Here is a 26,054-nt window from a genome sequence, read left to right on the forward strand (position 1 = left end):
TCCAGTTTGTTTCGGGCGAATCAGGATGAAATCGGTTTGCGCACAGTCTTTAGCGAAGTGCAGGAAAATCACGTCCGTTTGGAGTTCTTGAGTTTATTATATGGAACTTCAGTGTTCTATTTTATTAAGGTGATACGATGAATAAAGATACTCCTTTCTATTTTTCTTGTCCGGACTCCGTAGAGATTCAAGTGAAGGTTGACTGGTCGCTTCCAGTGACGCATGACGTGTTGTTTCATGGGCTGGTTGAGGAAGATGCGACTGCCTACTTCTACGCCATAATTGCCATTCATGAGAAAGAATGGTGGCCGTACTACATCGGGAAAGTATTTTCTCAATCTACATCGCAGCGACATCGTGCTGCCGACCATATCGCCAGAATCGCGAGATTACGTGAAGAGTATCCTGAAAAGACATTTCATATTTCGCTTGGTACGCCAATCTTGAAAGACATGCACGAGGTCCCTGACTCGGAAACTGTCGATGATATTGAAGGCCTACTAATTATTTCTAATTGGAGCGAAAAAATGATCAATAAACGAAAAGTTGATCGCTTCATATGCACCCGTCAGATATCGCTTGAAAATACGGGTTTTTCAGAGCATCTTTACAAACGGGCTGCCTATGGATTGTTCTGGGCGGGGGAATGATTGATGATTTTGGTCGGAATGTTCCGATTTATAAGTACGGTAGATGGTCCAGAAAGTTGATGTATAAATTTAGATTATTTTAAGAGGGAGGAAAGTAATGGAGGGAAATACTGATTCCAGAACCTGTGAAGAGCGGTGTAGCGATCGGGTTCGCACTCCTGCGGAGCGGGCCATTATCTATGCTGGGGTTTTGGGCGGATTGAGTCTGGAACAGTTAAATAATTTACTGGCGCAAACCAATACGCGATGTGTTCCTGCTGCGAGTTACGAATCCATGAAAAAAACTTATGTCCCTTTCTGGATTGCAGGCATGGAAACTAAAGGGGAAGGGCCGAATATATTCGGTAAGGAGATATATCATCCAACACCTTGGGGGCGTTTGAACGCGGCGGCAGACGTTGACGACTGACACTAGCGTGTATTGCGCCTCAACCCCGCTTCGCGCACGAACACTTGCAGCGCCGCCAGCGTCTGCTGGTGCAGCGCTTTCAATTCTTCTCTCAGCGCAGGCTTGACGGCCAGGCTGCCATCCGCCTGCCGGCGCACGGTCAGGCCCAGCGCCTGCGCCATTTCTACCGGGTAATTCGTAAAATTGCCGTAAGGCCGCTTGCCGTCGACGGACGGGGTGGGCCAATAGCCTTCGGCCAGGTAATCCTCCGCACTGCCCATGCCCAGCATTTCCACCGTCAGCCACGACTGCTGGCGCAGCAGCGTCAGGTGCCGCGCAGTCAGGGTGAACGGCGTTTTGCCGTTGGCATAGCTGCCTGGCTTCAGGTCGGCCATCTGCACGAAGTGGGGCAGCAGCAGCGATGCCTCCATCAGGCGCTGCGCGGCCAGGGCTGCATCCTTGCCGGCGATCGCTTGCATGGCCAGTTGCAGGGTATCGCCATTGCCCAGCGGGTGCTCCGGATTGAGCATGGGCGCGCCGCTTTCCACGGGCGACCAGCCGATGTTGAAACGCCGTATCAGCGCCAGGTGGTGCACATTGAGCACCTTGGGCAGCGGAGCGTCGAGGGTGGCCAGGATGCGCTGGCGCACGTCGCGCGGCAGGCCGTCGTCGGCCGCGCGCGCGAGCATGGGCGAGCACAGCAGGGCGCCGGCGAGGCGCAGCAGCTGGCGCCGCAGGGGCTGGACCAGGTCCGGCATCACGGCGCCGTCAAGTCCTGGCGCTGGAATTCGATGCGGTTTTCTTGATAAGCCCACTTGGTGTAGGGGCCGAACACGCGCCGGTTTTCCTTGCTGTCGGCATTCGACACTTCGCGCTTCATGCGCCGCACGAGGGCAGGGTCCGTGAGCGGCGCCGTCGTGGCGGCGAACACGTCGTGCCGCACGCTCTGTTTCGCGTCGGCGCCGCGCGAGATGATGGTGAGCTTGCGCGAGGCGGGATCGAAGTACAGGCGCATGGCGAAGGTATTCATGTCCTGCAGATACAGGCCGTCGTCGCGCTGCTGGGCATAGAAATAGTCGCCGCAGACGGCTTTCGGCTCGCGTTTCCACTCGCACGACAGGACGATCATCAGATGCTGGTCATCGAGTTGCTTGACCGAAATGCGTCCCTTGGAATAGCCCCAGGTGCTGGCCGGCACGGTCGCCGACGAGGCCAGGTTGTAGTCGCCCACGAGTTTGGTCAGGGGAGCTTGCGCCGAGGCGCCCGCGCAGAAAGTAAAGGCGGCGGCCGCAAGGGCGCCTGGTATCTTGGAAAAGGATGTCATGATGGCCATAAAGAAAAGTTGCCATATTATAGATGGCAACTTGCCAAGATGGCCGCGCGCTTGAACGCGCTGCTGGCCGTTACTTCAGCTTGCTTAATTCCGCCACGTCGATCTTGACGGTCTTGCCGTCAGTGGCGGCCACCAGGGTCAGGAAGTGGGGCGTCGCGTAGTGCGCCGTCAGGGCCGCCTTGTCGGTCCATTCTTCCAGCATGATGAAGCGCGTGGGAATCTTATTGTCGAGGTGCAATTCGTAGCGCAGGCAGCCGCTTTCGGCGCGGCTCGGCGGCACGACGGCTTCCAGGGCGGCGCGCACGGCGTCCGTATGGTCGGCTTGGGCATCGATGGTGGCGACGACGGTCAGGGTCATGGTGGTCCTTGTGTAGTGGTGGGGCGGATGCAGCTTAGCGCATCCTGGACTTTCATGCCTGTCATGTCCAGTCTGGCTGCGCCGAAACAGTTTCCGTCGCAGCCAGAAAATCCGCCGCCGCTTACGCTGCCTGCAGTGCGCCGATCTGTTCAAACGCGGCCGTCAACGCCTGCGCCCTGGCGTCGTCGCTGACCTTGACGCCTTCGGCGCGCACGATTTCGATCTGCGTGACGCCGAGGAAGCCGAAGAAGGCGCGCAGGTGGCTTTCCTGGTGTTCCAGGGCGGCCATCGGCGTGTCGGCGCCGTAATAGCCGCCGCGCGTCGAGGCGATGATCACGCGCTTGCTGCCGAGCAAGCCTTCCGGGCCGTTGGCGCCATACTGGAACGTTTTGCCGGGCACGGCCAGCGCATCGAGCCACGATTTGAGCTGGCTGGGGATGGCGAAGTTGTACATGGGCGCGCCGATGACGATGACGTCGGCGGCCAGCACTTGCTCCAGCGCGCCGGACAAGGCGGCAGCGTCGGCGGCGCCGGGCGCGGCCGTAAATTGCGGCAACGGTTGCGCGGCCAGGTCGCGGTACTGGGCGGTGGCGCCCGGCGCGGCCGCTTGCAGGCGGGCGACGATGGCGGCGGACAATTGGCGGCTGAGGGAATGCTCGCCGAGGATGCTCGAATCGATGTGCAGGATGTTCATGTAGGCCTTCTTGGGTGGTATGATCATGTGGTATGTTTTTGTAACCGAGTTAAATATAGTGACTATCAAATGAACGCACAAGAAGGCACTTTTTCCACACTGGGGCACACGGATGTGACTATTGGCGACGCCGCCGCGCAAGGAGCGGAGCTGGAACGGCGCATGCGTGACGAGGGCGGCCATGCGGGCGTGGCCGCTTCCTGCCGCCCGATCACGGATATCCTGACCCGCGTGGGCGACAAATGGAGCGTGATGGTGGTGATATTGCTGGGCAATGGCACCAAGCGCTTCAACGAGATGCGCCGCCTGATCGGCGGCATCTCGCAGCGCATGCTGACCCTGACCCTGCGCGGGCTGGAACGCGACGGCCTGGTGACGCGCACCGTGTTTCCCACCGTGCCGCCGCGCGTCGACTACGCCCTGACGGACCTGGGCCGCTCGCTGTTGATCCCCATCAGCGCGCTGGGCGCCTGGGCCCATGGCCACCGCGACGCCATCGATGCGGCGCGGCTGGCGTTTGATGCGAGGGCGGCGAACCAGTCGCCAGCGGCGGAGTAGGCATGGCGCTGCAAACCATTTGGCGAGAAAGTGAAACAATGCCCCAGATACAATTATTCTACCCCCGCAAGGAAGCCGTGGATCTTGCCTTGCTGCTGGCCGTGTGCGATGAGTTGAGCCAGGAGTGGAAAGACCATGCGCTGGGCGTGGAGCCGATGCCCGTGTATGGCGATAATAAATCGCTGGCGGAGCGCTTGCGCGCCAATCCGCACTACGCCTGCAGTTTTGACGTCGCTTGCCGGCTGCTCAGCAGCCAGCGCAATACGCGGCAAACCTCCCGCGCACTGTTCGACCATGTTGACAATGCGCAATGGTTTGAGCGCGTCAAGGCGCCGCATGGCTTGGGCGGCAGAAACGTGGATTGCGTGGAATTTACCGCGCCATGCCTGGCGTACTGGCATGGCTTGCCGGATGGCGTGCGCGCGCAGCTGGCGCTGCAGGCGCAGCAGCTGATCTGCTCCGACGTCGAGCTGGGCACCGGGGAGGACGTGGCGGTGGTCACCATGCAGTGGTCCGATCCGCAGGCGATTGCCGCGCTCGCCAGCACGGTCGAGGTACCGGCAGGCGGCACGCTGGACCGGCGCCAGCTGCTGCAATTGCTGATCGCCGATATCGGCCAGACCCCGTTCCAGCCGCGGTATCGCCGGCAGAATATCGGTGCCCCGGTCACGGGCTGGGACCGGCGCCTGCTCGCGTATTTCTGGCCGCATAAGTCGGTGGGCTATGCCGGCACGGCGCAGAAGACAAAGCCCTTGATTGCGGCGGCCGCGCAGCTGGCCCTTTGCCTGGAGGACGGGCGCGACTGGGACGGTCAGCAGCAAGGCGAGGCCGTCGATTTGGCGGTGGCGATTTTCAGCTGGGGAGGCGTGCCGCAAAAACACGGCACGGTGACGCCGGCCAATGTCGCAGCCGTGTTCCGCGCCGCGCTGGCCGCGGATGGCAAGGCTGCCGCGCTGATGAACAGCGGCTGGACCAAGGTGGCGGCCTTTGCCACCGCCCACCACGATCACGCCCGGGCGGCTGGCTGCGCGCAAGTCATCTGGGATAGCCGGGTCGCGACCTCGCTGATTTCGCGTCTCGACCATCTATTGTCGGCCAACGGGCAGTCCGCGCCCGGCAATCTGTTTCCCGGTATCGGCACCGTTGCCGGACGTGGCGGCAGCCGTCCGCGCCCGCTTCGGCTGCGCTGGCCCGACGGTTACCGCAAATGGAGCGCGCAAGTGGCCGGCAGTGCGCTGGTCCGCGACATTTGCGGCTTGCTCAATGCCGGCAACCATCCGGCGATGCCCTTGCCAGAGGGCGGCACGGGGCCGTGGACCATGCGCGGCGTTGAAATGGTGCTGTTCATGGATGGTTATTGAGCGTCACCCGCACTCGACAGCTGCGCCATCGTCTGGCGCAGCTGATGGTTCGACGCACGACGGATCTGCCTGACTAGAGTCCGGCCGCATCGCTCCGGTAGCGCGCCGGCGGCAGTTCGAACTGGGTCTTGAAGAAGCGGGTGAACGCGCTTTGCGAGGAAAAGCCCAGGCGCTCGCTGATTTCCACCACGCTCAGGCTCGTTTCGCGCAGCAAACGGCGCGATTCGCGGCTCTTGGCGCGCAGTTCCAGCGCGCGGAACGACGTTTTTTCCTGCTGCAGCTGGCGCTGCAGGGTCCAGCGGTTCATCGCCAGGCCGTCGCACAGGGCCGGCAGCAGCGCGGCGCCATCGGCGTCGGCTTGCTGGCCCAGCAAATCGATGATGGCTTGCTCCACGCGGGCCGAAAACAGCTGCGCGCCCTGCAACTGCTGCAATTGTCCCTGCGCGTGCCGCAGCGCGTGCGGCGCCAGCATGGCGTTGAACTGGGCGAAAGGCCGGTCCAGCGCCGGCGCGTCAAACGTCAGCGTGTTGCGCGCCTGGCCGAAGGTGGCGGCGGCGCCGAAGCACTCGCCAATGGCTGGCGCGAACCACGGCGCCTTGCCCTGGAAGCCGGCATGGAAGGCCGTGGCTGCGCCATCGTCGTAGGCGCGCGCCACCAGCGACAGCATGCGGAAATTGGCCAGCGCCTGCATGGCGCCCCCCAGCGGGCAAAACTCGGACAGGTATTCGATCTCGATGCGCGTCCCATTCTCACTCATCAGCATGAAGTCGAATTCGCCGATCAGGCCCCGCAAGTGCAGCAGCTCGTGCAGGGCGCTGCGCAGGGTGGGGCGGTTGAAGCAGACGTGGGCGATGCCCGAGTAATGCGCGAACCAGTGCGTCACGTCGAGGTCGAGCAAGCCGCGGTGCTGCGGCAGCTGCTGGGCGTAGGCCGTCATGCGGCGGTGCCGCTCGGCGTTGATGCGTCCGCCCGGCTCCTCGAGCTGCGCCGGCGTGATGCCCGTCTGCCGGAAAAAGTCGGCGGGGTCGTGGCCATCGGCTTGCATGGCGCGCGCGCATTGCTGCGCGATACGGTTCGAAACCGTGCGCGTATCGGGTTTGTGCAAGGGTGTCTCCTGCTTGTTGTAGTAATTTTTCACAAATATTAGCACTTTGTAGGAGATTGTTGGTTGTCGTGCCGTCTAACCAAAAATTGTTCTCGCGGGTATAAAACGCGTGCTGTGCGGTCAAGAAACTCACGCATTCTCACGCTATATTGATTTCGGGCTGGCCCTGATGCCACCCGGATACCTACAAAAACAGTCTTGGAGATAATGATGAATTGCACTATGAAACCGATGGCCCGCATGGTCGCCGGCTGCGTCGCCACGCTTGCCCTGGCCGCCTGCGGCAACGACACCGTCAGCGAGGAATACACGCAGCCCGTGTTCGGCGCCACCACCTATAGCCAGCTCAAGGTCGACGGCTATACCTTCAAGGACATGAACCGCAACGGCAAGATCGACCCGTACGAAGACTGGCGCCTGTCCGCCGAGGCGCGCGCCGACGACCTGCTGTCGCGCATGAGCCTCGACGAAAAGGCCGGCCTGATGATGCACGGCACGGCGCCCACCGTGTCCGACCCTTCCGGCATCGGCCTCGGTGGCGCGTATGACTTGACGGCCCTGCAAGACCTGATCGTCAAGCAGTACGTCAACACCTTCATCACGCGCATGGCGGGCGATACGGCCAACATGGCGTCCCAGTACAACAAGGTGCAGGAAATCAGCGAAACGTCGCGCCACGGCATTCCCGTGTCCATCAGCACGGACCCGCGCCACCATTTCCAGTACACGGTGGGCGCCAGCGCCGGCACCAAGGGATTTTCCCAGTGGCCGGAAACCCTGGGCCTGGCCGCCATCGGCGACGATGCGCTGGTGCGCCGCTTCGGCGACATCGCGCGCCAGGAATACCTGGCCGTCGGCATCACGCAAGCGCTGTCGCCGCAGGCGGACCTGGCCACCGAGCCGCGCTGGTCGCGCATCAACGGCACCTTTGGCGAAGATGCGGACTTGGCCAAGCGCATGGTGCAGCACTATATCGAAGGCTTCCAGGACGGCAATACGGGCTTGCACGACGGCAGCGTGGTGGCCGTCGTCAAGCACTGGGTCGGCTACGGCGCTACGAAAGAGGGGTTCGACGGCCACAATTACTATGGTCGCTACATGACCTATCCGGGCAACAACTTCGCCTACCACGTGAAGCCGTTCGAGGGCGCCTTCACGGCCAAGGCGGCTTCCGTCATGCCCACCTACGCGCTGCCGGATGGCAACATCACCATCGACGGCATCACCCTGGAGCAGGTGGCGGCCGGTTTCAGCAAGACCATGCTGACGGACTTGCTGCGCGGTAAATACGGCTTCGAAGGCGTGATCCTGTCCGACTGGGGCATCACTTCCGACTGCGACGCCAACTGCCGTAACGGCACGCCGGCCAGCGTGGCGCCTTCCTTCATCGGCTTCGGCACGCCGTGGGGCATGGAAAACGCCACCAAGGCCGAGCGTTACGTGAAAGCCGTCACGGCCGGAATGGACCAGTTTGGCGGCGTGACGGAAGCGCCCTACCTGACGCAAGCCGTGCAGCGGGGCCAGTTGACGGAAGCGCGCATCAACGCGTCGGCGCGGCGCATCCTGATCCAGAAATTCAAGCAAGGCCTGTTCGAACACCCGTTCGTCGATGCGGCCAAGGCGGCGACCACCGTGGGCAAGGCGGACTTCATCGAGGCGGGCCTGGAAGCCCAGCGCCGCTCGCTGGTCTTGCTGGAAAACAAGGACAAGGTCTTGCCGCTGGCAACCACCGTCAAGAAGGTCTACCTGTACGGCATCGATGCGGCCGTGGCGAAGCAGTATGGCTACACGGTGGTCGCCACGCCGCAGGAAGCGGACGTGGCCCTGCTGCGCGTGGCCGCGCCGTATGAAATCCTGCACCCGAACTACATCTTCGGCAGCATGCAGCACGAAGGACGCCTGAATTATGTCGATGGCGACGCCGACTACGAAGCCATCAAGAACGCGGCGAAATACGCGCCGAAGACGGTGGTGACGGTCTACCTGGACCGCCCGGCCATCCTTGGCAACGTGCAGGACAAGGCCAGCGCCATCCTCGCCAACTTCGGCGTCAGCGACGGCGCGCTGTTCGACGTCTTGACGGGCAAGGCCAAACCGCAAGGCAAGCTGCCGTTCGAACTGCCATCGTCGATGGCCGAAGTGCAGGTGCAGAAATCGGACGTGCCGTATGACACGGCCCATCCGCTGTACAAGTTCGGTTACGGCATGGGGTACTGATAACGCTCCTGCTGTCAGCGCACGGTAATCCAGCTGCGCTCCTGCACGGAGCGCAGCGCCGCGGCTATCAGCCGGTCCACCTCGTAGCCGTCGCGGAAGGTGGGCCAGACCGGCTGGCCGCTGGCGATCGCCTGCAGAAAATCGCGCGCCTCGATGACGATTTGCTCGTTGTAGCCCGTGCCGTGCCCGGCTCCCTGGCTGAACGCCAGGTAGTCGGGGTGGGCGGGTCCCATCAGCAGGCGCTGGAAACCCTGGCGCTGCGCCGGGCGGCTGGCGTCGTACAGCCATAGCGCATTCTGGCTTTCCTGATCAAACGCAATGGCGCCTTTCGTCCCCGTGATACGGTAGGTGTAGCCCATCTTGCGCCCGGCCGCCACGCGGCTGAAGGTCAGCGCGCCCAGCGCGCCGCTGGCAAAGCGCAGCATCAGATTCCCCTGGTCGTCGTTGTCCACCGCTTCCATGCCATGCGGGCCGTCGCGCCGCGCATGCACGGTATTCATGTCGGCCACCAGCGAGTCGACGGGGCCGCCCAGGCGCAGGGCCAGGTTGAGCAGGTGCGAACCCACGTCGGCCAGCGCGCCGGCGCGCGTTGCCGTGGCTTCCCGCGTGCGCCAGGAGGCGGGTGCGCGCGGGTCGTGCAGGTAGTCTTCCACGTGCTCGGCGGCGACGTGGATGATGTCGCCGATTTCCCCCGATTCGATGATCTGCCGCGCCAGCTGGCTGGCGGGCGTGCGGATGTAGTTGTAGCCGACCATGTTGGCCACGCCCGCGCTTTCCGCCGCCTGCGCCAGCAGCAAGGATTCGGCGGCCGTCATGCCCAGCGGCTTTTCGCAAAACACGGGTTTGCCCAGGGCCAGCGCCGCCAGCACGATGTCCTTGTGCGTGGCGGGCGGCGTGGCGACGACGATGGCGTCGATGGCGGGGTCATTGACCAGTGCGCGCCAGTCGCCGGTGGACCTGTTCCAGCCCAGTTCCCGCGCGCTGCGCGCCGCGCCTTCTTCGCTGCTGGTGGCGATGCAGGCGCAGACGGGGTTGCGGGCCGTGGGAAAGATGCTGCGCACGGTCTTGTAGGCGATGGTGTGGGCCTTGCCCATGTAGCCGGCGCCGATCAGGCCGATGTGGATGTCTTGCATAGGGAGTCTCCGAGGGTGACGCGTAGGGGATTCAGGCTTGCTGGCGCCAGGCGTGGCTGTCCAGGGCGTCGAGGAAGCGGGCCGCGGGCCAGTCCTGCGCCAGCGCTTCGCGCATGAGCTGCTGCTGCGTGGGCGGCGCCATGCCATCGATGGGCTGGTCGCGGTCCAGGTTACTGGGAAAGGCATAGCCTTCGGCGCAGGCGGCGATCGCGTGGCCGACGCCAGCGTCATCCAGGGCACCCTGCGCGCGCAGCGCCTGCAAGGCGGGATATAGCGCGGCGCTCATGGCGCGGCGGTCCAGCGTTTCCATGGCGCGCCCGAATGGCGACGACACTTGCAGCAGCTTGGCCATGCGGCGGATGTCGGGCGAACGGTTATGCCCGGCCGCGTGGAACAGGGCGGGATTGAAGAACACGGCGTCGCCTTTCGACAGCGGCAGCTGCACGCAATGCCGGGCAAAATAGTCGCGGAACGGCCGCTGCTGCCAGGCGAGAAAACCGGCCCGGTAGCGCTGCGAATAAGGCAGGTACAGGGTGGGACCGGATTCCAGCGGCATGTCGCAATGGGCGACGGCGCCCTGCAGGGTCAAGAGGGCAGACATCTGGTGCACGGGCGCGGGATAGGCGGCGCAGGCGGCGGCGCTCTGGAAGCCCAGGTGATAGTCGCGGTGCGGCGCCTGGGCGGCCCCGCCGGGATTGACGACGTTCACTTGCGCCGTCATCTGGTAGGCGGGACCCAGCCAGGCCTCGGATATCCAGGCGAAGACGGGATTGGCGTAGTAGCGCGCGAACGTTACGGGCGCGCGCAGGCAAAGCTTTTGCTGGGCGTTCCAGATGCGGTCATTCGCGCCCGGCCTGGCGAAATGGTCGCCTGCCGTCTGGCCGCTGGCATGCTGCCCGGCGATCAGGTCGCGGAACACGCGATTCGCCTGTTCCAGCGTGTCCATGTCGGTGACGGCCCGTTTGAGCACGATGACGCCGGGACCGTCCATCAGCGCCTTGCCCCATTCGGCCTGCAGCGCGCGCAGCGAGGCCGGATTGGCAGCCAGTTCGCGCACGGCGTCGCAGTCGTAGACGAGGATATTTTCCTGCACCGCGGCGGCGTGGGGATAGTCGGCCAGCGCCGTGCGGCAACTGACGGTGCCGATGAAGTCTTGCAGGTCGCAGCTTTCCGGCGTCAGCCAATACGGGGCGGGTGGCTGGGCGCCGGCGTTGGTGATGTGCATGCGGTGTCTCCTGATTATTTAAGTTGTAGAATCAGTATAGGGATGAAAATCCGCATTTTTCATCAGAAAATCCATCAAAAAACCATCAATCCGAAATGGAGAGCACGTGACGCATCCTTTCCCCGTCAAGGTCGTGGCGCTGCAGGCCGGCGTCAGCGTGGCCACGGTCGACCGCGTGATCAAGCAGCGCGGCGGCGTGCACGCCAATACGGTGCGCCGCGTGATGCAGGCGCTGGATGAACTGGCGCGGCAAAGCACGCAGGTGGGCCTGTCCGGCAGAAAATTCATGCTCGACGTGCTGATGGTGGCGCCGCGCCGCTTTACGGATGCCGTGCGCGCCGCGCTGGAGGCGGAGCTGCCGTCGCTGCATCCGGCCGTGCTGCGTTCGCGCTTTCACCTGCATGAAACCCTGGAGGTGGGCGGCATCGTCGACCTGCTGGAACACATCCGCAAGAACGGCAGCCACGGCGTGCTGCTCAAGGCGCCCGACTTGCCGCCAGTGGCCGGGGCGGTGAACCGGCTGGCGGCGGCCGGCATCCCCGTGGTGACCCTGGTGACGGACTTGCCGGCTTCCGCGCGCCGCAGCTATGTGGGCATGGATAACCGGGCGGCGGGCGAGACGGCCGCTTACCTGGTCGGCCAGTGGCTGGGCAGCAGGAAGCAGCAGCAGGTGCTGGTGACCCTGAGCAGCAACCGCTTTCATGGCGAGGAAGAGCGCGAGATCGGCTTTCGCCGCGCGCTGCGCGAACGGCATCGGCACTTGAGCGTCGTCGAAGTGAGCGAAGGCCACGGCATCGACGGCGCCACGGGCGCGCTGGTGCGGCAGGCGCTGGCCGACCATCCGGGCATCGCCGCCGTGTATTCCATCGGCGGCGGGAATGCAGCCATCGTGCAGGCGTTCGCCAAAGCGGGCCGGCCTTGCCAGGTCTTCATCGGCCATGACCTCGACGCGGACAACCTGGCGCTGCTCAAGTCGGGCGCTATCCACGCCGTGCTGCACCACGACCTGGGCCAGGACATGCGCCGCGCCTGCCAGGAAATCCTGCGGGCGCAGGGCGCGCTGCCGGCATTGGCGCAGCCGGCCTGCCTGTCCGCCATCCAGGTCGTCACGCCGTGGAACCTGCCCGCCCTGAATTGACAGGCATGCGAGGCTGGCCGATACTCGCCGCTTCGCTCATCGCTCACCTTCGAAGGAATCCCCCGATGTCCGTCATCCCGAAATTGCATCAGACCGTGCTTGCCGCCTTGCTCTCCACCGCGTTTGCCATGCCGGCCATGGCCGCCGCCCCCGCAGTTGCGGCAGCCGCCGCCCCATCGGCCTGGGTCGAGGCCAGCAACCGCAACGCGGCCATCGTGCTGGCGGCGCAGGCGCAGTTCTCGCCTGAAAACGCTTCCGACACGGGCCTGGCGCAGTACGATGGCCTGGCGGCCGACCTGGGACCGAAGATCACGGAACGCTATGTGGCAGCCATGCAGCAGGCGCGCGCGCAATTGCAGCGCAAGCTGGCGGCGGAAAAGGATGAGCGCATCCGCCAGGATCTGCAAATCCTGACGCAGGCCGTCGACCAGGAAATCGCCGGCGCCCTGCTGGAAGCCAAGTACGCCTTGCCGTGGGTCGATGTGCCGCAAATGGTCTTTGGCAGCATGCAAAGCCTGCTGCAGGAACAGCGCCCGGCCGCGCGCCGCGCCAAGGCGCTGGAACGGCTGCAGCGCTATGTCGGGCAATACCCGGGCAGCACGCCGATCACGCAGCAGGCGAAGGCGCGCTTCACGGAGCAAATCGGCAAGCCCGGCCTGGCGGGACCCGTGCGCCTGCAGGTGGAGCAGTCGCTGGAAAACGTGCCGACGTATGTCGCCGGTATCCGCAAGCTGTTCGCCGACATGCAGATCGCGGGCGCGGAAAGCGCGCTGGCGGCCATGGAACAGCAGCTGACCGAGTATGCGGCGTGGGAAAAGCAGGTGGTGCTGCCCCTGTCGCGCACGGATTTCCGCATGGCGCCCGAGCTGTATGCGTTTCGCCTGAAGCAGGTGGGCATCGATATCGAGCCGCGCGCGCTGGTCGAACGGGCGCAGGTGGCTTACCTGGAAACGCGCGCCGCCATGCAGGCGCTGGCGCCCGTGGTGGCGGAGAGAATGTCGCTCAAGAGTGTCGACGGCAGCGATTACCGCCAGGTGCTGCGCGCGCTGAAAAGCGCGTCGATTCCCAACGAGCAGCTCGAAGCGCATTACAAGGGCGTCAATACGCAGCTTGAAGAACGCATCGCCCGGCAGCGCGTGGTCGATATTCCTGCGCGCGCCATGACCATGCGCCTGGCGTCCGCCGCCGAATCGGCGGCCCAGCCGGCGCCGCATATGCGTCCGCCTCCGCTGATCGGCAATACGGGAGAACACGGCCAGTTCGTCCTCCCCGTCAGCAATCCCGCCGCCAGCGGCAAGGGCGAGGCGTATGACGATTTCAATTTCGCGGGCGCCGCCTGGACCCTGAGCGCGCACGAGGGCCGCCCTGGCCACGAGCTGCAGTTCAGCGCCATGGTGGAGCGGGGCGTGTCGCAGGCGCGCAGCCTGTACGCGTTCAACAGCGTCAACGTGGAAGGCTGGGCGCTGTACGCGGAAGCGGAGATGATTCCCTACGAGCCGGCCGAAGGCCAGTTCATCGCGCTGCAGTTCCGCATGCTGCGCGCGGCGCGCGCCATGCTGGACCCGATGCTGAATCTGGGGCAGGTCACGCGCGAAGAGGCTGGCCGCATCCTGACGGACGAGGTGATGCTGTCGAAACCGATGGCGCGTCAGGAGCTGGACCGCTACACCTTCAATGCGCCGGGCCAGGCGGGCAGCTATTTCTATGGCTACACGCGCATCCTGCAGCTGCGCGCGGAAACGGAGCTGGCGCTGGGAGACAGATTCGACCGCCTGGCCTTCAATAATTTCCTGCTGGGGCAGGGCTTGCTGCCGCCGGACTTGCTGGCCAGGGCCGTGCGCGAACATTTCATCCCCGCACAGAGAAAAGCCGGGGGCTGACGGCGGTCTCCTGCGCATGCCATACTGGCGCCCTTGAATGAAAACGTGAGAGTGGCAGGCATGTGGCGTGGGATCGTATGTGGTGTGCTGGCCGGCGCCTTTTGGGGCGCCGTTTTCATTGTGCCCGTCTTGCTGCCGGATTTTTCCCCGGTCGAGCTGATGGTGGGTCGCTACATCTGCTATGGCGCGCTGGCGGCCGGCCTGATGCTGCCGCGTCTCTTGCCCCTGCTGCGGCGCTTGCGGCGCAGCGACTGGCTGGCCATGCTGCGCCAGGCGCTGGCCGGCAATGTCGTGTATTACCTGCTGCTGGCCTACGGCGTCAAGCTGGCCGGCGTGGCACCCACTTCCCTGATCATCGGCTTGCTGCCCCTGAGCGTCACCATCCTGGGCCGCAAGGACCACGGCGCGCTGCCGCTGCGCCAGCTGGCCTGGCCGCTGCTGGTGGTAGCGTTGGGCATCGCCTGTATCAATGTCGATATCTTCAGCCATGCAGGCGGCGCGGGCGGCGCCGGTCTGGCGCACAAGCTGGCCGGCGTGCTGTGCGCCGTTGGCGCGCTCGCCTGCTGGACCTGGTATGCGCTCGACAATGCCCGTTTCCTCAAGCGCCACGCGCATTTCAGTTCCGTGGAATGGGCCATGCTGTATGGCCTGGCCAGCGGCGTCATCGCCCTGGTCGTCGGCGCCGCGATGCTGGCGCTGCAGCAGGCAAGCGGCGCCGACGACGCGCCGGCGCGCGACTGGCACCGCTACTGGCTCGTGTGTTTGCTGCTGGCGCTGGGCGCTTCCGTGATCGGCAATTACCTGTGGAACCTGGCGTCGCGCCTGGTGCCGGTCACCTTGTCGGGCCAGCTGATCCTGTCGGAAACCCTGTTCGCGCTGCTGTACGGCTTCGTCTACGCGCAGCGCATGCCGCGGCCCCTGGAGTGGGCCGCCATGGTCTTGCTGACGGCGGGCGTGCTGTGGTCCGTGCGGCGACATGCGCAGGAGGAGGGAGCAGGGCAGGAGGCAGGGCGGACGTAGCGAAAAATACATCGTTGCCGGCCTGCCGTTTGCAGTGGCCGGGCCGTATAATTACGCTAATTTTCCGCCCACCCAGGGAGTTCCGCTTGCAGCTACCGATCCGTTATCCGAACATGCCGCAACTGCTGCTGAAGGCCCGCGACAGCCTGCTCCAGCATTTCCGCCCCATCCTCAATCACTTCGGCGTGACGGAGCAGCAGTGGCGCATCATGCGCGCGCTGAACGAAAGCCCGACCCTGGAACCGCGCGAACTGTGCGAGATCTGCCAGATTTCCAGTCCCAGCATGAGCGGCATCCTGGCGCGCATGGAAGAAATCGGCTTGATCGGGCGCAGCAAGTTCGAAGGCGACCAGCGCCGCCGCAAGGTGCACCTGTCGGAAGCGGGCGCCAGCCTGCTGCTGCAGATGGGTAAGCTGATCGACCTGCAATATGAACACCTGGAAGCGGCCTACGGCAAGCAAGTGTTCGAAGACATGCGCCGCACCCTGGAAGCCTTCATTGCCCTCGAGACCCTGCCGGTGGCGCCCGCCATACTGCGCTGACCATCCCGCTTTTCCCGTTTTTCCGCCTGCCTGATTAGCCACCGGGCGCGTGTTTTTCGACACGCGCCGCCGCTGCTTTCCCCATGCCTGTTCCGCGTATTTCCGCATCCTGCCGGGCGTGCGCCCGCATGCCTGACGGTTTTGCTATAAGACACAAGAAAGTTTTGCTATAAGACTACGCCTTGCAGTCAATCACTTACATGTGAGTAAATAAGCGTATAATTTGCTCCACTTGATCCAAATCAAGAAGAAAAGCGGACGTCCCACTCGCTGTATGGGGCCGCAACGCGGCGCCACAGCCGGTATGTCGCCATCACGGCGGTAATGCCGGCCGGGCGTACTATAAAACAGGAAAGTCAGGAAAAAATGAACACTACATGCATGCGCGCTGCGGCGCTGGCCGTCTCCACGCTCATCGGCGCAAACGTTTGCGCCCAAAGCAATGTCAGCATTTACGGCGTGGTCGACGCGGCCATGGCGTACACCAGCAACCAGGGCGGCAATTCGAACACCTACATGCGCAGCGGCAACTTGTCCGCCAGCAAGATCGGTTTCCAGGGCGTGGAAGACCTGGGCGGCGACCTGAAGGCGCTGTTCCTGCTGGAAAACGGCTTTGAAAGCGATACGGGCGCGCAAAGTTCGGCCAGTTCCCTGTTCAACCGCCAGGCTTACGTGGGCTTGCAATCGGCAGCCTACGGTAGCGTGACGGCCGGACGCCAGTACACGCCGTACTACCTGCTGGTGGGCTCGCTGGCGTCGAGCAATGTCTTGACGGGCGCGACCGGCGCCCACCCGGGCGATATCGACGGCCTCGATACGACCGTGCGCATCAGCAATTCCGTCACCTACAGCATGCCGGCCTGGCGCGGCCTGCAGGCCAGCGCGCAGTACGGCTTTGGCGAAGCGGCAGACGGCAACGCCGTGGGCAGCAGCTTCAGCGCCGCCGTCAAGTACAGCACCTCGCCAGCCGAATTCGCGCTCGGCTACCTGAAACTGAAAAACGGCCAGAACAATGCCAGCGCCATGGCCATGAGCACCCAGGGCGGCTGGAACAGCAATGCTTCGGGCAGCTTCGGCATTTCCGCCATCAACCAGGGCTATGCCTCGGCTGAAAGCGTGCAATTCGTCGCCGCCAGCGCGCGCTACACCATGGGCAAGTGGATGATGGGCGCCAACGCCAGCAACGTGCAATACGAGGCGGGCAGCCGCTCGGCCTTCCGCGACACGGCCATCTTCAACACGGCCGGCCTGATCTCCAGCTACCAGTTGACGCCGCAGTGGTTCCTGGCCGCCGGCTACAGCGACACCTTCGCCAGCCACGCCAACGGCATCGCCGACCGCGCGCGCTACCGCCAGCTGTCGTTCGAACAGACGTATGCGTTGTCGAAGCGCACCGCCATCTACCTGATCGAGGCGCGCCAGCTGGCGCGCGGCCAGACCCTCGGCCAGGACGGCGCCATCGTCAACGCCGTCGCCTCGGTCGGCGATTCGCAAAACGGCACGCCGTCGTCGACCGGCGGCCAGTCGGTGGTCATGGTCGGTCTCAAGCATTCTTTCTGAACGGTTGCTGAACTCACGGGAGCTTCAAGTGGACGCTACACATCACAAGGAGGGCCGCGGCCCTCTCAATCCCGGCCGCCGCATGGTGCTGGCCGGCTTGCTGTCGGCTTCGGCCGCGGCGCTGATTCCCTGGGCGCTGGCCGAACCGGTCGCCAATGCGGAGCAGGGCGCCTTCCTGGGCGTGTCGGCCATGCTGGTGGGGCGGCAAGTGCTCGACCCCGTGCTGGCCAGGCGCCTGTATGACGCGCTGGTGGCGCAGGATACGGCCTTCCCGGCGAAGGTGCGCGCGCTGCTGGCGCTGATCAATGCGCAAGGCTTGCAGGCGGCCGGCCTGCAGGAAGCGCTCGACGGGCTGGACCCGGCCCAGTCGCCGCTGGCTGCCTTGCCGCGCCAGATCGCCAGCGCCTGGTACCTGGGCATCGTCGGCACGGGCGAGGCGGCCGTCTGCGTCGCCTACGAGCAGGCGTTGAACGCGGCCGTCGTGGCCGACGTGCTGAAACCTCCCACGTATTCCTACGGCGCCTACGGCAGCTGGGCCAGAAAACCAATTTAAGGAGCCCTCATGGCTGAAGAACTCTCTGCCGATTACCTCGTGATCGGTTCCGGCATCATCGGCTCCCTGGCTGCGCGCAAGCTCGCGCTGGCCGGCGCCTCGGTGCTGATCCTGGAAGCGGGACCGCGCGTGTCGCGCGGCGAAATCGTCGCCCGTTTCCGCAACACGACGCGCCGCAGCGACTGGATGTCGCCGTATCCGTCCGTCGCCACGGCGCCGCACCCGATCTACCAGCCGACCGATAACGGCTACCTGGTGCAGGCCGGCCCGTATCCATATCCGGCCGAATACATCCGCCAGTTCGGCGGCACGTCGTGGCACTGGGCCGCGCAAGCGTGGCGCAATGTGCCGAACGACTTCCGCATCCATACCCTGTATGGCGTGGGCGTCGACTGGCCGATCAGCTACGAAGACCTGGAGCCGTTTTACCAGGAAGCGGAAGAGATCATGGGCGTCTCGGGCGCCGAGAACACGGGTTCGCCGCGCAAGCAGGCGTTTCCGATGGACCCCGTGACGGAGCCGTACGCGATGCGCCGCATTCGCGAGCGCCTCGACCCCGCGTTCAAGGTGGTCGGCAACACGGTGGCGCGCAACAGCGTCAGCTACGATGGCCGCCCGGCCTGCTGCGGCAATAACAGCTGCCAGCCGATCTGCCCCATCGATGCGCAATACCACGGCGGCATCGCCGCGCAGCAGGCGGAGGACGCGGGCGTGAAGATCGTCTGCAACGCCAACGTCTACAAGCTGGAACACGACGCGCAGGGCCGCATCACGGCCGCGCTGTACTACGACGTCGACAAGAAAAGCCACCGGGTCACGGCCAAGACTTTTATCCTCGCCGCCAACGGCATCGAAAGCCCGCGTCTGCTGCTCGTTTCCGCCTCGGACAAATACCCGAACGGCCTGGCCAACAGCAGCGACATGGTGGGCCGCAACCTGATGGACCACCCGAGCACCTCGATCACCTTCGACGCGGATGAAGACTTGTGGCTGGGCCGGGGCCCGCAAAGCCCCAATTCCATTAACACCATGCGCGATGGCGACTTCCGCAGCGAGCACTCGCCGTACCGCCTGGATTTCACGAACATCTCGCGCGTCGACGGCGCCACCAGGGAATTGATCGGCAAGGGCGTGTTTGGCGAGGCATTCGAGCAGCAGCTGCGTTTCCGCTCGGCCCGCGAAATGAGCCTGAAAAACGTGCTGGAAGTGCTGCCGAACCCGGAAAACCGCATTGCCTTGAGCAGCGAAAAGGATGCCATGGGCATCCCCAAGCCGCAGGCGCACTATTCGATCGACGAGTATACGAAGCGTGGCCACGAGCGTTCGAAGCAGGATTTCGAACAGATCGCCAAGCTGATGGGCGGCACCAATCTGCGCCACAGCAAGGAAGGCGTGTTTGCCAACAACCAGCACATCTGCGGCACCCTGTCGATGGGTTCCGACCCCGCCAAGGCCGTGTGCGACCAGTGGGGCCGCACCTTCGACCACGCCAACCTGTTCCTGTGCAGCACCGGCGTGCTGCCCACGTCCGGCACCTGCAACTCGACGGAAAACGGCCTGGCCGTGGCGCTGCGCACCGTCAAGCACATCCTCGACGAACAACAGGGAGGCACAGCATGATGGCGGCCTTCAGACTGACGGCGGGCGCCGTCTTGCTGTCTCTCGCGGCCATGCCCGTGCTGGCGGCCGACAAGGGCGTGCCCGATGCGGCGGCGATCGAACGCGGCCGCTACCTGGCGACGGCCGGCGACTGCATCGCCTGCCATAGCGTGCCTGGCGGCAAACCGATGGCGGGCGGGCTGTCCCTGGCGACGCCATTGGGCGCCATCGTTGCCACCAATATCACGCCGTCGAAAACGCACGGCATCGGCAATTACACGCTCAAGCAGTTTTCCGACGCCGTGCGCCATGGCGTGCGGGCCGACGGCGCCAACCTGTACCCGGCCATGCCCTACACGGCCTACGCCAAGGTGACGGACGAGGATACGGCGGCCCTGTATGACTACTTCATGCACGGCGTGGCGGCCGTGGATGCGGCGCCGGCACAGACGACGGACTTGCCGTTCCCGTTCAACATCCGCCTGTCGATGGCGGGCTGGAACATGCTCTTCCTCGACAAGAAGCCCTTCGTCGCCGATACGGCGAAAAGCATGGAGTGGAACCGGGGCGCCTACCTGGCGCAAGGCCTGGCCCACTGCACCACCTGCCACACGCCGCGCAATGCGCTGATGGCCGAGCAGCTGTCGAAGGAGCTGGGAGGCGCTGACCTGGGCACCTGGCATGCGCCGAACATCACGTCGGATATCAACAGCGGCGTGGGCGGCTGGAGCCAGCAGGAACTGGTCGATTACCTGCGCACGGGCCGCACCGCCAACAAGGCGCAGGCCGCGGGACCGATGGCCGAAGCCATCGACCATAGCCTGAAGCACCTGAGCGACGCGGACTTGCACGCCATCGCGCACTACGTCAAGAGCGTGCCGGCCATTCGCGACAAGGCCGACACGCAGTCGGTGACGCAATGGGGCAAGGCGGGCGACGAGCTGGCCAGCATCCGCGGCGTGCCGCTGCCGCAAAACCTGAACAAGATGTCGGGTGCGCAGTTGTACGATGCGCAGTGCGCCAGCTGCCACCAGGCCAGGGGCGAGGGCAGTTTCGACGGCAGCCTGCCGCCGCTGTTCCACAACTCGGTGACGGGCCGCAGCAACAGCAACAACCTAGTGATGGCGATACTCGACGGCGTGGAGCGGCAGGATGGCAGGGGTGCCCATGCAGGTCACCTGATGCCCGCCTTCCGCCAGACCCTGTCGGACGAGCAGATCGTCACCCTCGGCAATTACGTGCAGAAGATGTACGGCAATCCCGCCATCAAGGTGACGGCGGAGCAGGTGACGACCCTGCGCAACGGCGGTGCGCCGTCCAACCTGATCGGCCTGGCCCGCGCGGGCATCATCGTCGGCGTGCTGGTGCTGCTGGCATTGCTGCTGTGGTGGCGGGGACGCCGGCGCAAGCAGGCATAGAAGCAGCCGCGAACAACAGGCGCTGAAGTACAGACGCTGAAGTACAGGCAGGGGCCGGGCTGAATACTCCGGCCCTTTTTTACGTCCTGATATTGCAACTGGTTTGCATCTGTGGAAATTATGTACTATTATTAGTTACATGAGACGCGACAGCAAACTATCATCGATCCTCCATGTGCTGCTGCACATGGCCCACGCGGGACGCCCGATGACGTCCGAGGAACTCTCCGCTTACCTGGATACCAATCCCGTGCTGGTGCGGCGCGTGATGGCCGGCTTGCGCGAGCGCGGTTACGTGGCTTCGGTCAAGGGGCACGGCGGCGGCTGGCGCATCGTCTGCGACCTGCACCGCGTCACGCTGCACGACATTTACGTGGCCGTGGGTTCGCCCACCGTCTTCGCCATGGGCAACCGCGTCGATCAGCCGGGCTGCCTGGTCGAGCAGGTGGTCAACCAGTCGCTGGCCGGCGCCTTCGACGAAGCCGAGGCGCTGCTGATCCGGCGCTTTGGCGCCGTCACCCTGGCCGACCTGGCCGAACGTTTCAGCCAACAATACGCCACACACCAAGGAGCACCGCATGACCATTCCTGAATCCCAGGGCGGAGGCGATGCCACGCCTGCCGCCGCATTCGATGTCCCGTTCGACGCCATCATCGTCGGCGGCAGCTACGCGGGCCTGTCGGCCGCCACGCAGCTGGCGCGCGCCCGCCGCCGCGTACTGGTGGTCGACGGCGGCCAGCGCCGCAACCGCTACGCCAGCCATTCCCACGGCTTCCTGACCCAGGACGGCAGCGGGACGGCTGCCATCGCGGCCGAGGGCAAGGCGCAGCTGCTGGCGTATGCCACCGTCACCTGGCTGGACGGGATGGCCGTGCAGGCAGCGGTCAGCAGCGCCGGCGAAGGCTACGACGTGACCCTGGCGGATGGCATGCGCGTGCGGGGCCGCCGGCTGGTGCTGGCCACCGGGGTGATCGACGAATTGCCGCCCGTCGATGGCCTGGCCGAGCGCTGGGGCCGCAGCGTCTTTCACTGCCCGTACTGCCACGGCTATGAGCTGGAGCAAGGCGCCATCGGCGTGCTGGCCACCGGCCCCCTCTCCATGCACCATGCGCTGATGCTGCCCGACTGGGGCACGGTCACTTTTTTCCTGAATGGCGCGTTCGAACCCGATGGCGCGCAGCTGGAGCAGCTGGCCACGCGCGGCGTCACGGTGGTGCGCGCGCCCGTGGCGCGGATCGCCGGCGTGGCCGACGTGGTCATGCAGGACGGCAGCCGCCATGCGATGGCCGGCCTGTTCGTGGCGACCCGCACCCGCCTGGCCAGTTCCCTGGCCGGTGAGCTGGGCTGCGCGTTGGAAGAGGGTGCCATGGGTCCGTTCGTGCGCACCGACGAGCAAAAGGCCAGCAGCGTGCCTGGCGTCTTTTGCTGCGGCGACGCGGGGCGCATGGCCGGCAGCGTGGCGTTCGCGGTGGCCGATGGCGCCATGGCTGGCGTGGCAGCGCACCGCTCGCTGATGTTCGGACTGACCCCGGCGGCCTAATGCCGGGGCCGTGGTACGTGCTGGCGCTCAGGCGGCAAAACCGCCATCGATCTTCAGCCCGGCGCCCGTGACGAACGCCGCTTCCGGGCTGGCCAGGTAAGCGACCATGCCGGCGATTTCATCGGCCGTGCCGTGGCGGGGCAGGGCCATCAGACCGTGCATCAGGTCGGCGAAGTCGCCCGTCGGCGGGTTCATGTCCGTGGCGACGGGGCCCGGCTCCACGTTGTTGATGGTGATGCCGCGCGGACCCAGGTCGCGCGACAGGCCTTGCGTCAGGCCGCTCAGTGCCGATTTGCTCATGGCGTAGGCGGCCGCGCCGCCGAACGGCATGCGGTGCGCGTTCGTGCTGCCGATGTTGATGATGCGCCCGCCCGTCTGCATGTGCGCCACGGCTGCCTTGATGGCCACGAACACGGCGCGCACGTTGACGGCCACGGTCTTGTCGAAGTCTGCCAGCGAGAAATCGTCGATGGCGCCCGGCAGGAATACGCCGGCGTTGTTGACGAGGATATCGACGCGGCCAAATTGCGCCGCCACCTTGTCGATGGCCGCCGTCAGGGCGGTGGCGTCAGCCGCATCGGCTTGCACGCCCAGGGCCTTGCCGCCGCTTGCCTCCACCGTGGCGGCCAGCGCCTGCGCTTCGGCGGCCGAGCTTTGATACGTGAAGACGACGTTGGCGCCCTGGCTGGCTAGGCGGCGCACGATGGCGGCGCCGATGCCGCGCGAGCCGCCCGTCACAAACGCGATCTTGTCTTGCAGTGGCAGGGAGGTGGTGGTTTGGGTTTGCATGATGTGCTTTCTAAGTGAGGGGTTGAGGAGTTCAGTATCTGCCTTTCATTCCTGCCGCGCTAGCCATGAATCGCTACAATCACTTTCAACCATTGGTATCAGCTGGGCGGGTAGAATAGGCGCATGGACGCCCTCAATCACTTGCAATCCTTCGTGCTGTCTGCCGAGCTGGGCAGCTTTTCCGCCGCCGCGCGCCGCCTGGGACTGACGCCGGCCGCCGTCAGCAAGAACGTGGCGCGCCTGGAAGCGAGCCTGGGATTGCGGCTGTTCCAGCGCAGCACGCGGCGCCTGACCCTGACGGAAGGGGGCGAGCGTTTCCTGCAGCAGATAGGCGGCGCCCTGTCCACCCTGCGCGAAGCGATCGCCGGCGTGGCGGAAGAGGGCGGCCAGCCGGCCGGCATCCTGAAAATCAGCATGGCGCCGTCGTTCGGGCGCAGCTACGTGGTGCCACTGCTGGGCGACTTCATCGCGCGCCACCCGGGCGTGGTGCCCGACTGCCATTTCGACAACCGGCAAGTGGACTTGATCGGCGAAGGCTTCGATGTCGCCATCGGCGGCGGCATCGAGCTGACGCCGGGCGTGGTGGCGCGCGAGCTGGGCCACGCCCACATCGTCGCCACGGCGTCGCCCTCCTTCATGCAGGGCAAGGCCATGCCCAGGCATCCGTCGGACCTGGCGCAATTCGACGGCGTGGCGCGCCGCTCGGCCGGCAGCGGCAGGCTGCGCAGCTGGATATTGCGCGACGGCGCGGGCGGCGAAGGCGTGGCCGAATGCCGGCCGCGCGCCATCTTCGACGACCCGGAAGCGATGGCGCAGGCGGCCATCCTGGGCGTCGGCGTGGCGCTGCTGCCCATGCCGCACGCGCTGGCCCACTTGCGCAGCGGCGCGCTGGTCCGGCTGCTGCCAGGCTGGCACGCCGATTCCGGGCCCCTGTCCGTGTACTATCCCAGCAAGAAGCTCTTGCCCGCGAAGACGCGCGTGTTCGTCGATTTCCTGCTGGAGCAGTTCCGCCAGCGCGATTTCGCCGCGCAGATGCGGCCCGATTAAACGATGAACAATTCCCATGCATAGTAATTACAGCCTGTTTTACACCTTCGACGGCGACCGGCCGGCCCGCTTCCGGGAAGCGCGCGTCTTCGGCACGACCGTCTGGACGGCCAGCGGCGCGGCCATGACCTGGGGCGAGGAGACGCGCAACGACTACGCCAGCGAAGCCGAAGCGCACGCCGTCTACCTGGCGCATGGCCGGGCCGCGCTGGCCGATGGCTATGCGCTGGCGCGCAGCACGGTCATCGATCCGGCCGTCTTCGATTTCGCGCTGCTGCAAACCCTGGTGGCGGATGCCGCGCGCCGGGCTGTCGAAGCCGCGCGCCGTGCGCATCCCGGGCAGCACATCGACGCCTTCGCGCTGGTCAGCGACGACAGCGCCATGACCATCGGCCCCATGGCGAACAGCCGCGAAGCGCTGGCCGCCTCGGAATATGGCGAAGAGATGCTGTGGAATCCGGCCGAATGGGCGTTCGAGGACGGCGGCGCGTATTTCGACAGCGCCTACCGCCTGCTCTTGCAGGCGCACCGCGACTTGCCGTTCGACGTGGACTTCGCCGCCTTCCGCAGCGGCGTGTTCGACGCCTGCATCGCGGCGCTGGCGCGGCTTGACGCCGAGGGGGTATTCGGCACGGGCGCCCAGCGTGACGAGAGCGTGCTGCTGTTCGAGGTCAGCGACAGCGAAGCGGTGGAAAGCGCGATGGCGCGTTTGAATCCGCCGGCGGTGGTGGCGCGGTTCGAGGCGTGGATGGCCAGCTGGGCCGACTAGGTTCTACGCCGCCACCAGCCTGAGTCTCGTAATCTCCGCCGGCGCGCCTATGCGTTTCGGCGGCCCCCAGTAGCCCGTGCCGCGGCTCACATAAATCCACAGGCGGCCTTGCCGGTGCAGGCCCGCCACGTAGGGCTGCTGCAGCGGCACGAACAGGTTCCACGGCCAGAACTGGCCGCCGTACGTGTGGCCCGACAATTGCAGGTCGTAGCCGGCCGCTTCCGCCTCGGGGGCGCTGCGCGGCTGGTGCGCCAGCAGGATGCGGGGGATGCCGGCCGGCGCGCCGGCGATGGCCGCTTGCGGGTCGCTTTTCTGCGCCGGATCGAAGGCGGCCGCGTTGAAGTCGGTGACGCCGGCCAATGCCAGGCGCGCGTCGTCGCGGTCGAGGACGACATGTTCATTCATCAGCACGCGCAGGCCCAGGCGGCGAAATTCCGCCACCCACGGCGCGGCGCCCGAATAGTATTCGTGGTTGCCCGTGACGAGGAAGACGCCGTGGCGCGCGTGCAGCTCGCCCAGCGGCGCCGTGTGGCTGCCCAGTTGCGCCACCGTGCCGTCGACCACGTCGCCAGTGATGGCGATGAGGTCCGCCTGCAAGCCGTTGGCGCGCGCGACGATGGCCTGCACGTAGGCGCGCTTGATGGTGGCGCCCACGTGGATGTCGCTCAGTTGCACGATGGTGTAGCCCTGCAAGGCGGCCGGCAGGCCCGCGATGGGCACGTCGACCTCACGCACGCGCGCCACCCGGCGGGCATTGATGAAGCCGACGACGGTGGCCAGCAGCGCCAGGAGCAGCACAAGCACGGCGGACGCCTGCGCGTGCGGGCGGGTGGCGGGAATCAGCATCAGCAGTGCGCGCAGCACGGTCAGCACGAACAGCGAGGAAAAAAAGCCCATGCACAGCGAACCGGCCCAGCTCAGACGGTCGGCCAGGCGCGCATCGTTGGTGACGGCGCGGGCAAAGATCGTCATCGGCATGAGCATGGTCGACGCCAGCAGGACCAGGCCGCCCAGCAGCCAGCCGGCCAGGCCGACGGGCAGCGACGGCAGCAGCAGCCAGCCCAGGAGGGCGTGCAGGGCGCCCAGTATTATGGTGATGCGCAGCAGCGGCGTGCGGGTTGTCATGTCATGCTTCCAGAGGTGAGGCGGCCGCCGATTATAGCCGACGCCTTGGCC

The 26,054-nt window shown here is 65.4% G+C and carries 26 protein-coding genes; 17 read left to right on the top strand and 9 right to left on the bottom strand.

What is annotated here, in order from left to right:
- Positions 1-137 precede the first annotated feature (137 nt).
- Complete coding sequence (locus tag NCG91_RS02770) at positions 138-650, top strand: hypothetical protein (RefSeq protein ID WP_251348475.1); 513 nt, start codon at positions 138-140, stop codon at positions 648-650.
- A 97-nt stretch (positions 651-747) separates the two neighbouring features.
- Positions 748-1,059 carry a hypothetical protein gene (locus tag NCG91_RS02775; protein ID WP_251348476.1) on the top strand — a complete coding sequence of 104 codons (312 nt, stop codon included), beginning with the start codon at positions 748-750 and terminating at the stop codon, positions 1,057-1,059.
- 2 nt (positions 1,060-1,061) lie between these two features.
- Here NCG91_RS02775 and NCG91_RS02780 read toward each other — a convergent pair whose 3' ends face one another.
- From NCG91_RS02780 to NCG91_RS02795, 4 genes are all read right to left on the bottom strand, one after another.
- A complete protein-coding gene (locus NCG91_RS02780; protein WP_251348477.1) occupies positions 1,062-1,796 on the bottom strand; it encodes a hypothetical protein in 735 nt (244 codons plus the stop codon).
- Complete coding sequence (locus tag NCG91_RS02785; protein WP_251348478.1) at positions 1,796-2,362, bottom strand: hypothetical protein; 567 nt, start codon at positions 2,360-2,362, stop codon at positions 1,796-1,798. Before NCG91_RS02785 ends, NCG91_RS02780 begins: the two co-directional genes overlap by 1 nt.
- Positions 2,363-2,441: 79 nt before the next feature.
- Positions 2,442-2,729, bottom strand: a complete 288-nt coding sequence (locus tag NCG91_RS02790; RefSeq protein WP_251348479.1) for a putative quinol monooxygenase — start codon at positions 2,727-2,729, stop codon at positions 2,442-2,444.
- Positions 2,730-2,850: 121 nt separating this feature from the next.
- Positions 2,851-3,423 carry an FMN-dependent NADH-azoreductase gene (locus NCG91_RS02795; RefSeq protein WP_251348480.1) on the bottom strand — a complete coding sequence of 191 codons (573 nt, stop codon included), beginning with the start codon at positions 3,421-3,423 and terminating at the stop codon, positions 2,851-2,853.
- Between the two features lie 162 nt (positions 3,424-3,585).
- Between NCG91_RS02795 and NCG91_RS02800 the strand changes: the two genes are divergently transcribed.
- Both NCG91_RS02800 and NCG91_RS02805 read left to right on the top strand, forming a co-directional pair.
- Complete coding sequence (locus NCG91_RS02800) at positions 3,586-3,981, top strand: winged helix-turn-helix transcriptional regulator (protein ID WP_251349211.1); 396 nt, start codon at positions 3,586-3,588, stop codon at positions 3,979-3,981.
- A 77-nt stretch (positions 3,982-4,058) separates the two neighbouring features.
- Positions 4,059-5,342, top strand: coding sequence for a hypothetical protein (locus NCG91_RS02805; protein WP_251348481.1), 1,284 nt, complete (start codon positions 4,059-4,061; stop codon positions 5,340-5,342).
- Between the two features lie 73 nt (positions 5,343-5,415).
- On the opposite strand, the gene NCG91_RS02810 is transcribed toward NCG91_RS02805, so the two are convergent.
- Positions 5,416-6,447 carry a helix-turn-helix transcriptional regulator gene (locus NCG91_RS02810; RefSeq protein ID WP_251348482.1) on the bottom strand — a complete coding sequence of 344 codons (1,032 nt, stop codon included), beginning with the start codon at positions 6,445-6,447 and terminating at the stop codon, positions 5,416-5,418.
- 222 nt (positions 6,448-6,669) lie between these two features.
- On the opposite strand from NCG91_RS02810, the gene NCG91_RS02815 reads away from it, so the two are divergent.
- Positions 6,670-8,664: a glycoside hydrolase family 3 protein gene (locus NCG91_RS02815; RefSeq protein WP_251348483.1), complete on the top strand. Its 1,995-nt coding sequence runs from the start codon at positions 6,670-6,672 to the stop codon at positions 8,662-8,664.
- A gap of 14 nt (positions 8,665-8,678) precedes the next feature.
- Here the strand turns inward: NCG91_RS02815 and NCG91_RS02820 are convergent, their stop codons facing one another.
- The gene (locus tag NCG91_RS02820) at positions 8,679-9,797 is read right to left on the bottom strand and encodes a Gfo/Idh/MocA family protein (RefSeq protein WP_251348484.1); all 1,119 of its coding nucleotides are present in this window, start codon (positions 9,795-9,797) and stop codon (positions 8,679-8,681) included.
- A gap of 31 nt (positions 9,798-9,828) precedes the next feature.
- Positions 9,829-11,022, bottom strand: coding sequence for a phytanoyl-CoA dioxygenase family protein (locus tag NCG91_RS02825; protein WP_251348485.1), 1,194 nt, complete (start codon positions 11,020-11,022; stop codon positions 9,829-9,831).
- Between the two features lie 106 nt (positions 11,023-11,128).
- Here NCG91_RS02825 and NCG91_RS02830 point away from each other — a divergent pair, with 106 nt between their 5' ends.
- The 10 genes from NCG91_RS02830 to NCG91_RS02875 all read left to right on the top strand — a co-directional run bounded on the left by NCG91_RS02830 (position 11,129) and on the right by NCG91_RS02875 (position 22,273).
- Positions 11,129-12,160, top strand: a complete 1,032-nt coding sequence (locus NCG91_RS02830) for a LacI family DNA-binding transcriptional regulator (protein ID WP_251348486.1) — start codon at positions 11,129-11,131, stop codon at positions 12,158-12,160.
- A gap of 65 nt (positions 12,161-12,225) precedes the next feature.
- The gene (locus tag NCG91_RS02835; RefSeq protein ID WP_251348487.1) at positions 12,226-14,040 is read left to right on the top strand and encodes a DUF885 domain-containing protein; all 1,815 of its coding nucleotides are present in this window, start codon (positions 12,226-12,228) and stop codon (positions 14,038-14,040) included.
- Positions 14,041-14,100: 60 nt separating this feature from the next.
- Complete coding sequence (locus tag NCG91_RS02840; protein ID WP_251348488.1) at positions 14,101-15,060, top strand: DMT family transporter; 960 nt, start codon at positions 14,101-14,103, stop codon at positions 15,058-15,060.
- A gap of 86 nt (positions 15,061-15,146) precedes the next feature.
- On the top strand, positions 15,147-15,602 hold the full coding sequence (hpaR, locus tag NCG91_RS02845) for a homoprotocatechuate degradation operon regulator HpaR (protein WP_251348489.1): 456 nt from the start codon (positions 15,147-15,149) through the stop codon (positions 15,600-15,602).
- A 366-nt stretch (positions 15,603-15,968) separates the two neighbouring features.
- Entirely contained in the window at positions 15,969-17,162 is a 1,194-nt protein-coding gene (locus tag NCG91_RS02850) for a porin (RefSeq protein WP_251348490.1), read from the top strand.
- 28 nt (positions 17,163-17,190) lie between these two features.
- On the top strand, positions 17,191-17,715 hold the full coding sequence (locus tag NCG91_RS02855) for a sorbitol dehydrogenase family protein (RefSeq protein ID WP_251348491.1): 525 nt from the start codon (positions 17,191-17,193) through the stop codon (positions 17,713-17,715).
- Positions 17,716-17,724: 9 nt separating this feature from the next.
- A complete protein-coding gene (locus NCG91_RS02860; RefSeq protein WP_251348492.1) occupies positions 17,725-19,335 on the top strand; it encodes a GMC family oxidoreductase in 1,611 nt (536 codons plus the stop codon).
- Positions 19,332-20,732: a cytochrome c gene (locus NCG91_RS02865; protein ID WP_251348493.1), complete on the top strand. Its 1,401-nt coding sequence runs from the start codon at positions 19,332-19,334 to the stop codon at positions 20,730-20,732. Before NCG91_RS02860 ends, NCG91_RS02865 begins: the two co-directional genes overlap by 4 nt.
- Before the next feature lie 139 nt (positions 20,733-20,871).
- Positions 20,872-21,324 (top strand): RrF2 family transcriptional regulator, encoded by a 453-nt coding sequence (locus tag NCG91_RS02870; protein ID WP_251348494.1) that lies wholly within the window; start codon positions 20,872-20,874, stop codon positions 21,322-21,324.
- Entirely contained in the window at positions 21,311-22,273 is a 963-nt protein-coding gene (locus NCG91_RS02875; protein ID WP_251348495.1) for an NAD(P)/FAD-dependent oxidoreductase, read from the top strand. The genes NCG91_RS02870 and NCG91_RS02875 overlap by 14 nt, the downstream gene beginning before the upstream one ends.
- A gap of 27 nt (positions 22,274-22,300) precedes the next feature.
- Here the strand turns inward: NCG91_RS02875 and NCG91_RS02880 are convergent, their stop codons facing one another.
- Complete coding sequence (locus NCG91_RS02880; RefSeq protein ID WP_251348496.1) at positions 22,301-23,062, bottom strand: SDR family oxidoreductase; 762 nt, start codon at positions 23,060-23,062, stop codon at positions 22,301-22,303.
- 123 nt (positions 23,063-23,185) lie between these two features.
- Here NCG91_RS02880 and NCG91_RS02885 point away from each other — a divergent pair, with 123 nt between their 5' ends.
- Together NCG91_RS02885 and NCG91_RS02890 are read left to right on the top strand one after the other, a co-directional pair.
- On the top strand, positions 23,186-24,109 hold the full coding sequence (locus NCG91_RS02885; RefSeq protein ID WP_251348497.1) for a LysR family transcriptional regulator: 924 nt from the start codon (positions 23,186-23,188) through the stop codon (positions 24,107-24,109).
- Between the two features lie 16 nt (positions 24,110-24,125).
- Positions 24,126-24,878 carry a DUF4303 domain-containing protein gene (locus NCG91_RS02890; RefSeq protein ID WP_251348498.1) on the top strand — a complete coding sequence of 251 codons (753 nt, stop codon included), beginning with the start codon at positions 24,126-24,128 and terminating at the stop codon, positions 24,876-24,878.
- Between the two features lie 3 nt (positions 24,879-24,881).
- Here the strand turns inward: NCG91_RS02890 and NCG91_RS02895 are convergent, their stop codons facing one another.
- Positions 24,882-26,003: a metallophosphoesterase gene (locus NCG91_RS02895; RefSeq protein ID WP_251348499.1), complete on the bottom strand. Its 1,122-nt coding sequence runs from the start codon at positions 26,001-26,003 to the stop codon at positions 24,882-24,884.
- Between the last annotated feature and the right edge of the window lie 51 nt (positions 26,004-26,054).

It is taken from the genome of Janthinobacterium kumbetense (assembly GCF_023703445.1).
Taxonomy (GTDB): domain Bacteria; phylum Pseudomonadota; class Gammaproteobacteria; order Burkholderiales; family Burkholderiaceae_D; genus Janthinobacterium; species Janthinobacterium kumbetense.

Bases quoted from the DNA above. Each gene is read 5' to 3' on its own strand.
- NCG91_RS02770 (WP_251348475.1), top strand. From the start codon at position 138: ATGAATAAAGATACTCCTTTCTATTTTTCTTGTCCGGACTCCGTAGAG.
- NCG91_RS02775 (WP_251348476.1), top strand. From the start codon at position 748: ATGGAGGGAAATACTGATTCCAGAACCTGTGAAGAGCGGTGTAGCGAT.
- NCG91_RS02780 (WP_251348477.1), bottom strand. From the start codon at position 1,796: ATGCCGGACCTGGTCCAGCCCCTGCGGCGCCAGCTGCTGCGCCTCGCC.
- NCG91_RS02785 (WP_251348478.1), bottom strand. From the start codon at position 2,362: ATGACATCCTTTTCCAAGATACCAGGCGCCCTTGCGGCCGCCGCCTTT.
- NCG91_RS02790 (WP_251348479.1), bottom strand. From the start codon at position 2,729: ATGACCCTGACCGTCGTCGCCACCATCGATGCCCAAGCCGACCATACG.
- NCG91_RS02795 (WP_251348480.1), bottom strand. From the start codon at position 3,423: ATGAACATCCTGCACATCGATTCGAGCATCCTCGGCGAGCATTCCCTC.
- NCG91_RS02800 (WP_251349211.1), top strand. From the start codon at position 3,586: ATGCGTGACGAGGGCGGCCATGCGGGCGTGGCCGCTTCCTGCCGCCCG.
- NCG91_RS02815 (WP_251348483.1), top strand. From the start codon at position 6,670: ATGAAACCGATGGCCCGCATGGTCGCCGGCTGCGTCGCCACGCTTGCC.
- NCG91_RS02820 (WP_251348484.1), bottom strand. From the start codon at position 9,797: ATGCAAGACATCCACATCGGCCTGATCGGCGCCGGCTACATGGGCAAG.
- NCG91_RS02825 (WP_251348485.1), bottom strand. From the start codon at position 11,022: ATGCACATCACCAACGCCGGCGCCCAGCCACCCGCCCCGTATTGGCTG.
- NCG91_RS02835 (WP_251348487.1), top strand. From the start codon at position 12,226: ATGTCCGTCATCCCGAAATTGCATCAGACCGTGCTTGCCGCCTTGCTC.
- NCG91_RS02840 (WP_251348488.1), top strand. From the start codon at position 14,101: ATGTGGCGTGGGATCGTATGTGGTGTGCTGGCCGGCGCCTTTTGGGGC.
- NCG91_RS02850 (WP_251348490.1), top strand. From the start codon at position 15,969: ATGAACACTACATGCATGCGCGCTGCGGCGCTGGCCGTCTCCACGCTC.
- NCG91_RS02860 (WP_251348492.1), top strand. From the start codon at position 17,725: ATGGCTGAAGAACTCTCTGCCGATTACCTCGTGATCGGTTCCGGCATC.
- NCG91_RS02865 (WP_251348493.1), top strand. From the start codon at position 19,332: ATGATGGCGGCCTTCAGACTGACGGCGGGCGCCGTCTTGCTGTCTCTC.
- NCG91_RS02870 (WP_251348494.1), top strand. From the start codon at position 20,872: ATGAGACGCGACAGCAAACTATCATCGATCCTCCATGTGCTGCTGCAC.
- NCG91_RS02875 (WP_251348495.1), top strand. From the start codon at position 21,311: ATGACCATTCCTGAATCCCAGGGCGGAGGCGATGCCACGCCTGCCGCC.
- NCG91_RS02880 (WP_251348496.1), bottom strand. From the start codon at position 23,062: ATGCAAACCCAAACCACCACCTCCCTGCCACTGCAAGACAAGATCGCG.
- NCG91_RS02885 (WP_251348497.1), top strand. From the start codon at position 23,186: ATGGACGCCCTCAATCACTTGCAATCCTTCGTGCTGTCTGCCGAGCTG.
- NCG91_RS02890 (WP_251348498.1), top strand. From the start codon at position 24,126: ATGCATAGTAATTACAGCCTGTTTTACACCTTCGACGGCGACCGGCCG.
- NCG91_RS02895 (WP_251348499.1), bottom strand. From the start codon at position 26,003: ATGACAACCCGCACGCCGCTGCTGCGCATCACCATAATACTGGGCGCC.